General features: G+C 56.3%; 7 protein-coding genes and 2 tRNA genes. 4 read left to right on the top strand and 5 right to left on the bottom strand.

Going from position 1 to position 7,372, the window contains the following annotated elements; all coding sequences use genetic code 11:
- The coding region (locus RE6C_RS27825; RefSeq protein ID WP_039963669.1) for a polyamine aminopropyltransferase at nucleotides 1-1,360 on the top strand (1,360 nt) is incomplete at its 5' end.
- A gap of 128 nt (nucleotides 1,361-1,488) precedes the next feature.
- Here the strand turns inward: RE6C_RS27825 and RE6C_RS27820 are convergent.
- From RE6C_RS27820 to RE6C_RS27805, 4 genes are all read right to left on the bottom strand, one after another.
- Nucleotides 1,489-1,830 carry a tetratricopeptide repeat protein gene (locus RE6C_RS27820; protein ID WP_008662125.1) on the bottom strand — a complete coding sequence of 114 codons (342 nt, stop codon included), beginning with the start codon at nucleotides 1,828-1,830 and terminating at the stop codon, nucleotides 1,489-1,491.
- A gap of 98 nt (nucleotides 1,831-1,928) precedes the next feature.
- Nucleotides 1,929-3,077, bottom strand: a complete 1,149-nt coding sequence (ispG, locus tag RE6C_RS27815) for a (E)-4-hydroxy-3-methylbut-2-enyl-diphosphate synthase (RefSeq protein ID WP_008662124.1) — start codon at nucleotides 3,075-3,077, stop codon at nucleotides 1,929-1,931.
- A gap of 185 nt (nucleotides 3,078-3,262) precedes the next feature.
- The gene (locus tag RE6C_RS27810) at nucleotides 3,263-4,159 is read right to left on the bottom strand and encodes a polyphosphate kinase 2 family protein (RefSeq protein ID WP_008662123.1); all 897 of its coding nucleotides are present in this window, start codon (nucleotides 4,157-4,159) and stop codon (nucleotides 3,263-3,265) included.
- Nucleotides 4,160-4,326: 167 nt separating this feature from the next.
- Nucleotides 4,327-4,941 (bottom strand): hypothetical protein, encoded by a 615-nt coding sequence (locus tag RE6C_RS27805; protein ID WP_039963665.1) that lies wholly within the window; start codon nucleotides 4,939-4,941, stop codon nucleotides 4,327-4,329.
- 426 nt (nucleotides 4,942-5,367) lie between these two features.
- Between RE6C_RS27805 and RE6C_RS27795 the strand changes: the two genes are divergently transcribed.
- The 3 genes from RE6C_RS27795 (at nucleotide 5,368) to RE6C_RS33675 (ending at nucleotide 5,987) form a co-directional block, all read left to right on the top strand.
- A tRNA-Ser gene (locus RE6C_RS27795) sits at nucleotides 5,368-5,456 on the top strand.
- A gap of 127 nt (nucleotides 5,457-5,583) precedes the next feature.
- Nucleotides 5,584-5,656 (top strand) — tRNA-Lys (locus RE6C_RS27790).
- A gap of 67 nt (nucleotides 5,657-5,723) precedes the next feature.
- A complete protein-coding gene (locus RE6C_RS33675) occupies nucleotides 5,724-5,987 on the top strand; it encodes a DUF1589 domain-containing protein (RefSeq protein ID WP_144054904.1) in 264 nt (87 codons plus the stop codon).
- Here RE6C_RS33675 and RE6C_RS27785 read toward each other — a convergent pair.
- Nucleotides 5,965-7,372, bottom strand: a 1,408-nt coding sequence (locus RE6C_RS27785; protein ID WP_039963660.1) for a sulfatase family protein, incomplete at its 5' end; no start/stop codon positions are given. The genes RE6C_RS33675 and RE6C_RS27785 overlap by 23 nt on opposite strands.

Raw genomic sequence — 7,372 nt, 5'->3', positions numbered from 1 at the left:
GGCTCGCGTGTTCATCGAAGTCGAATTGGCGCTCGCATTGTTGGGCGGGTTTTCGACTCCGCTTCTGTTTCTCGCGTTCCCGATGATCGAGTGGTTTCAGTGGCTACTCTTCGGCAGCGTGATCGTGATCGGAACGCTGGTGGGTTTGGAGCTTCCGCTGCTGATGCGGATTCTCAAAGAACACCTCGAGTTTGAAGAGTTGATCTCCCGGGTTCTCGCGTTTGACTATCTGGGAGCCCTGTTCGCTTCGCTGCTGTTTCCCATCTTTCTGGTCCCAAGACTGGGGCTCAATCGAACCGCGATTGTGTTCGGGTTGCTCAACGCATTGGTCGGATTGTGGGGGACGTATTTGCTGCGTCCACTGCTTGCGAAGAAGGGACTGGATGGACTTCGAGGGCGTGCTTTTTTAGTCATTGGTTTGTTGATCGCTGGCTTCATCAAAGCTGACTCGATCACCAGCCTCGCCGAAGAGAACACGCTCGGCGGGCGTATCGTTTACGCCGACACCTCGCCGTATCAACGCATCGCGGTGACTCGCAACGAGAAAGGGTTTCAGCTTTATCTGAATGGGCACCTGCAATTCAACAGTGTCGACGAATACCGATACCACGAGGCACTCGTGCACCCGGTGATGTCCGTGTGCAAAGAAGCTCGTCGAGTGTTGGTGCTCGGCGGCGGCGATGGATTGGCCGTTCGTGAGATCTTGCGATATGACCACGTCGATTCGGTCACATTGGTGGACCTGGACCCCGCGATGACGCGTTTGGCGACCCAGTTCGAACCGCTTGCGGAACTGAATGGTCGATCGTTGGAAATGGACCGTGTCACGCTGGTCCATCGAGACGCGTTCTTGTGGGTGGGCGAAGGCGATGAGCAGTTTGACGCCGTCGTGATTGACTTTCCCGATCCAGGCAACTATTCAATCGGAAAACTGTATTCTTCGCGGTTCTACTCGATGCTGCGTGAGCGGATGACTGATGAGGCTGGGTTGGCGATCCAGTGCACTTCGCCGCTGGTGGCCCCCAAATCCTACTGGTGCATCCTGCGGACGATGCAGGCGTCCGGGTTTGACGTCACGCCCTATCATGCACCGGTGCCAACGTTTGGCATCTGGGGGTTTGCTCTCGCCCGGCACGCCCAAGACCCGGAGCAGGCAGAAGGCGCTGAGTATGGATCCAGCTGGCAGTTGCCGCCTCAGTTGTCGGCAGAGATGACCGATCTGCGATACCTGACGCCGTCGACGATGGCCAGTCTGTTTGATCTGCCAGCGGATCAGCAGCCGCGAGATGTGCCGCCGAATCGACTGAACGATCAAATCCTCGTGCGTTTGTACGACGAGGAATGGGGCCAAAACCAGTAGCATCACCGTAGCCGGATTCGCCAAGAATTCGGAGCCATCCTAGCGGGACGGCGCCACTTCCTATTGGCCGTTGGACGTCACTCCCGGATTTCCTCGGTACTGCCGTCACTCACAACGTCGGGCAAGCTCTACATCGCGTTGAGTTGCTGGGCCCGTGCCATCGCGTCTTCCGCGGCGGCGATGTACGCCTGGTTCTGCGTTCCCGCCCAGGCCCGTTGGTAGGTGACGCTCATCGCGGTGAAATTGAACGCGTCCTCGGGTTCCAACTCACAAGCCTTCTTGCCGTGGGCGATCGCTTCGTCGTGTTGCCCGGTTTTGGTGTACACGCGAGCGAGTGCCAGGTGTGCCAGCACGAAGGTCTCATCTTCTTCCACCAACGGGGTCAGGCCCGCGATGGCTTCTTCGTATTTTTCTTCGTCGATGAGTTTTTCGACTTCGTTGTATCGTTCGTAAAGTTCGTCGCTGGCCATGGGGAAACTAAATCAGAGGACAGAGTGGATTGAAATTGGATCCGATCCATCGCGGTCGATCATTGATCCGCGAATCGGCATTTGAATTGGGCGAGAAGCTATTGCTTGGCGGCGATCAGATCGTCGAGTTCCTGCTTCAATTTTGGCAAGATCTCGTCGTAACCGAACGCGCCCAAAGCTTCCGGGCCGCGCTTTAGATTGACTTTTGCAGGCCCGCACCACAACCCGAGGTCCGCATCGTCGGTTTCGCCGGGCCCGTTCACTCGGCATCCCATCACCGCGATGGTGATCGAATACTCTTGAGCGAACGTGGTCATCTCCTTGACCTTCGCGGCCAAATCGATGAACGCTTCGTTTTCGACCCGCGAACAGCTGGGGCAACTGATGATGTTCAGTTTCGAATCGTCGAATTTCACCACGCTGCGCACTCGCCCCGCATGAATATCCTCGACGATTTGCTTGCCCGCGTCGATCTCTTCGGGTTTGCGAGGGTTCGGCAACGTCAGCGAAACTCGGACGGTGTCCCCGATGCCTTTGCCGATCAATTGCTCAAACGCGATTCGCGTCTTGATGATTCCATCCGGCGGCATCCCAGCCTCGGTGACGCCCAAGTGCAAAGCGACATCGGGGCGTTTTTCAGCGAACAGCGTGTTCACCTGAACGACCTTGGACGGATCGCTGTCCTTCAGCGAAACGACAAAGTTGTGGAAACCCAGTGAGTCGACCAATTCGCAGTGCTCAAGAGCCGATTCCAACATCGGTGTGATCGAATCGTCGTGGTCGTACTTCTCTTTCTTCGCCGGGTCGACGCTGCCGCAGTTCACACCGATGCGAACCGCGCACTCGTTGCTGCCGGCGATATCGATTAGGTAGCGAACCTTTTCCTGCCAGGTCAGCTCACGTGCGTGGTGATACAAGTGGCCGGGGTTGTATCGAATCTTGTCGACGTGCGGAGCGACTTTTTCCGCCAATCGAAAGTTCTCTTGCAAATCGACGGCGAGATTGGCTTGCGTTTGCTTGCGGATCTCGGCCAACGCCTCTGCGTCCTTGTCGCTGTCGACCGCAATCCGGACGACTCCGGCACCGCGAGCGTGCAGGGCTTCGGCTTGCTCGACCGTCGCGTCGATGTTTTGCGTTTTGGTCGCCGTCATGCTTTGAACGGCGATCGGGTGACCGTCGCCGATCGTGATCGATCCGATGTTGACCGGGCGAGTCGGGTTGCGGCGAATTTTCATGAACGAAAGCAATCAGTCGAGAAAAGTGTGGTCGTTGTTGGCTGTGGCCGCGTCTTGCGAGCGACCGATCGGTCGAATTCGTCATCGGTGGCGAATCGTAATTCCTGCGATCACTCGTGTCGGAACCGTGAGTTTTCAGACGAATCCGCGTCTGACAAGGCACCCTGCTGGAGAAAACCGCAATCGAGCGTGGCGAATCACTCGTTCAGTTCATCCAATTCGCGTTCATAGAGCCGGCGGATTTCATCCAGATCAGCATCGATCTCCGGCAGTTTCGGGTCCATGTCACGCAGCGTGTCACGAACGATCGCTGCAACCGACGCATCGCGGTACCATTTTTTGTCGGCCGGAATCACGTGCCAAGGAGCGATTTTTGAATGGCATTTCTCCATCGCATCTTCGTATGCCTCGCGGTAGTCGCCCCATTTGTCACGAGCGGCGTAATCGCCCGCGTTCAGCTTCCAGTGCTTGGTCGGGTCATCGAGCCGCTTCTTGAATCGCTCGAGTTGTTCTCGCGGACTGATGTGCAGGTAAAACTTCAGGATTCGAGTGCCACGATGAGCCAGCAACTTTTCGAAGTTGTTGATGATCTCATAGCGTTCCTTCCAAACTGACTTCGGAACCAAATCCTCCACCCGCACGACCAAGACGTCTTCGTAGTGCGAACGGTTGAAGACGGACACCTTGCCGGCCGCGGGCGTCGCCTTGTGGATTCGCCATAGGAAGTCATGAGCACGTTCTTCCGACGACGGAACCTTGAACGGATAAGTCCGGCAGCCCTGCGGATTCATCTGGCCGAGCACCTTGCGGATCAAGCCATCTTTGCCGGCCGCGTCGGGAGCCTGCAGAACGATCAGCAGAGATTGCTTGCCTTCCGTGTACATGCGGTATTGCAGGTCACGAATTTCGATGTTCGCTTGGTGCGTGAACGCTCGACCGTGAGCCTTGCCTTCGAACGGTCCTGAACACTCCGTGTCGATCTTTTTCAGCGACACCTTGTCACTCGAGAAAGGCAAACGATGGGCGTCGACGAAGTCAAACTTCGGGGCGAGATCCCAATGCGTTTCGTTGGTCGAATCTTCGTCCGTGCTCATGCTGTTCCTGTGGTGGAATGGAGTGGCTTCTCGTTGTCCTTGTTGATTCGGGACCTCGAAAACTTCACCCTCCCTCAGGGAGGGTCGAGCGAAGCGAGGGGAGGGCCGAGCATGAACTCATGCCTCCAGCTCCCCCCAGCCCAGCGCGAGATCCGTCATCAAAATCGTCAGTCCATTTCACGGATCACGACATCATCGAACTCGTTCAAGTCGTCGAACGATCCCAACCCGACACGTCCCGCCCCGAAGGTCTTGTCGACGACGCTCATGTGAGGCGTTCCCATGTCGTCAAAGTAGATTTCAATCTTTCCGCTTTCGACATCCCGGCGAAGCAACACGTTGTGCCAGTCGTTGTCCCATGGAGTCAACTTTTCGTTGGTTGTCAAAGCCAATCGGGGAGCGTCATTGACGATCATGATTTGGCCGCTGTGCGGATCGGGCTTGGCACCCAAATGGACGTAGTAGAAGTGCGCGGAATCTTGGTACCCAAAGAACACGCAACAATCTCGGTGGTTGCCGGTGTCCAGCGTGCTGCGAACACGAAATTGAATCTCAAAGCTGCCTACCTCGAGATCTTTCACCAACGCCACATGGCCCGGGCTTCGGGTTGGTGGTGTGTACTCGGATTTGCGTTCGGTGATCTCGATCGACCCGTTCTTGGATTCTCCCGATGGAGTGTTCAGCTTCCAAGTCTTCGGATCGAGGTATTCCCATTTGTCGTCGCCGTTCTCAAAGTCGTCTTGGAAAACGACTTTTGCTGGCCTAGCGTCTTCGGCAGACACCAGCGAGGAGTAGGCGGAGAGAGTGGATGCCGCCAAAGCGGCCGACAATACGTTCGCAAAAAGAGGTCGCATGGTGTTCGTGATCAGGTGGGGACGTGGTGGGAATGCGGCGGTTCGTCAAATTCAACGAATTGGCGAATCGACGTGGAAAAAGCTCGATATGGAAAAGACCAGTGTAGTGCAACGAAACAGCCCGCGGCAGAGTTCGCGGGACCGCTTCTTCGAATGGATCTCTGCTGGTTGGGGTTCCAATTGAGGCGACTGAGTCGGTTGCGACATCCGGCGGGGTTGCGAACCTCAAAAAAGTTCCTCGTGTCAGGCTGTCAGAGGCCAGAAAGGGTTGCAGCGGAAAGCGGAATGAAGCACAATCCCGCCTGACCGAAACACGTCACGCGGCGGCAACGTTCCGCGGGCACGTTTCCACCAGGAGCGGTGGCTGAGTGGTCGAAAGCGCCGGTTTGCTAAATCGGTGAACCGGGAAACTGGTTCCGCAGGTTCGAATCCTGTCCGCTCCGCTTGAACTCGGTCGGCCAGTTTGCTTCTGCAATTGGCAGGTTTCTTTCTCTGACATTCGTTCTCGAATGTTGGTGAATTTTGCTTCACCGTTTCGGTCTAGTTCAAACCGGCGATTCGTCGTCGGTCGAGAGTGTAGCTCAGTTGGCAGAGCATTCGACTTTTAATCGAATGGTCCTGGGTTCGAGTCCCAGCACTCTCACTTCTTTTTCTCTGGCCCCGACGTGGGCGAGCGGCTCACGAGCCAAACTTACCTCTGAGGTAGCCGGATTCACCAAGAATTCGGACGGCGACAACCATCGCCAGGTGGAACCTGGCCTACATCAGCTCAAACGCCCAAAGACACTAGCAAGTCACGCCTGAATACCTCGCCCGCCTGTAGGCCAGGTTGTACCTGGCAATCGAGCCGATGCTTTGGGACAAAGCGAGGCGTCACCCCGCTCCCCACGGCCGATACGGAAACTCACCCGGGCAACAACCACAAGTGCTTGTACTGCCTTCCGGTTACGATCACTCGTAATCCCACTTCATGATCCAGGGGTCGTCGTACTTCTTCTGCAGCTTCTTCAGCTTGGCTTGGTACGCCTCCAGGATATCCGTGTGGCTGCTGCTGGTAGCCAGGTTCGTGGACTCGTTCGGGTCGGCCTCGATGTCGAATAGTTCAAACTCGGGGCGATGGATGTACTTGCCGACAGTTTGCTGGCCGTACGGTGCGTCCAAACCCTTGGCCAATTGAGCCTGCCATGAACTGGCCGCCCACAAATCGCTGGCGAAGGGGTAGTCCAACGCATGGGCGATGTTCCAGATCAGTTTGTACTTGCCGTCGCGGATGACCCGCATTGGGTAGTACATCTGAATTTCATGGAACGTGTGTGAAGCAAAGATCTCTTCGTGATGTGGCTTGTCCGGATCCGCCAACACGTCCATCCAGCTTCGGCCGTGGTAGTGGTCCAGTGGCTTGTTGCCATTGTGGTTGTCCATCGGTGAAGCCCCCAATTCGTTGCGAAGCTTCTTGGCAGGAACCAATTTCTTCGGCGCGTTGGTCTTTCGGTCCAATCCACCGGCGAAATCCAGGATCGTCGGCGTGATGTCGATGTGACTGATCATCGAATCGCTTTCGACACCGCGTTTCTCTTGATACGGATCACGAACAACCATCGGGACGCGCAGGCCACCTTCGTACACGGTCGTCTTGCCGCCAGCGAACGCCATTCCATGATCGCTCGTGAATAAGATCATGGTTTTGTCGTAAAGGTCAGCTTCTTTGAGGATCTCAATCAACCGCGCGACACCTTGGTCAATTCGGGCACATGATTGGTAGTACTGCGCCAGCTCGGATCGCGTTTCCGGTGTATCTGGCAAAAAAGGCGGAATGACCACGTCGGCCGGGTCAAAGAAAACCTCTTCGATGCCGGGATACGAACCGCGCCGAGGCTTGTTGCCGAACAAGTCGGGTTTCAGCTCCAGGTCCGACGTTTTGTCAACGCCACCGCCGCGGTGTGGGTCGGATGTTGCGAAGTACAGGAAGAACGGACGGTCGTCTTCTTGGTCCGTCAGAAAATCCTTCGCGGTTTCCGCCATCTGGACGGCGCTACGCGAATTGGCTTTCAGGTACGTTTCGTAGTGGTAAACCGATTCGGGCGCGACGTGATATTTGCCAATGTGCCCGGTGCGGTAGCCGGTATTTGCCATCACACGCGGCAGAGCCAGCCCGGCGACGTCGTTGAACGAAGCAAACTTGTGATAATGATGTTGATGTCCAAACTGTCCGTTACGATGGTTGTGCAAACCACTCATCACCACACTTCGGCTGGCACTGCACGATGCCGTGGTGGCAAACGCGTTTCGAAACACCATGCCATCGGCGGCAACGGAATCAATCGCGGGAGTCACCGCCGCTTCGTCGCCATAACAACCC

Origin of the sequence: Rhodopirellula europaea 6C, assembly GCF_000338295.1 — a bacterium.
GTDB lineage: Bacteria > Planctomycetota > Planctomycetia > Pirellulales > Pirellulaceae > Rhodopirellula > Rhodopirellula europaea.
The sequence above is the reverse complement of the archived record's forward strand: the minus strand, read 5'-3'. Positions and strand labels throughout refer to the sequence as shown.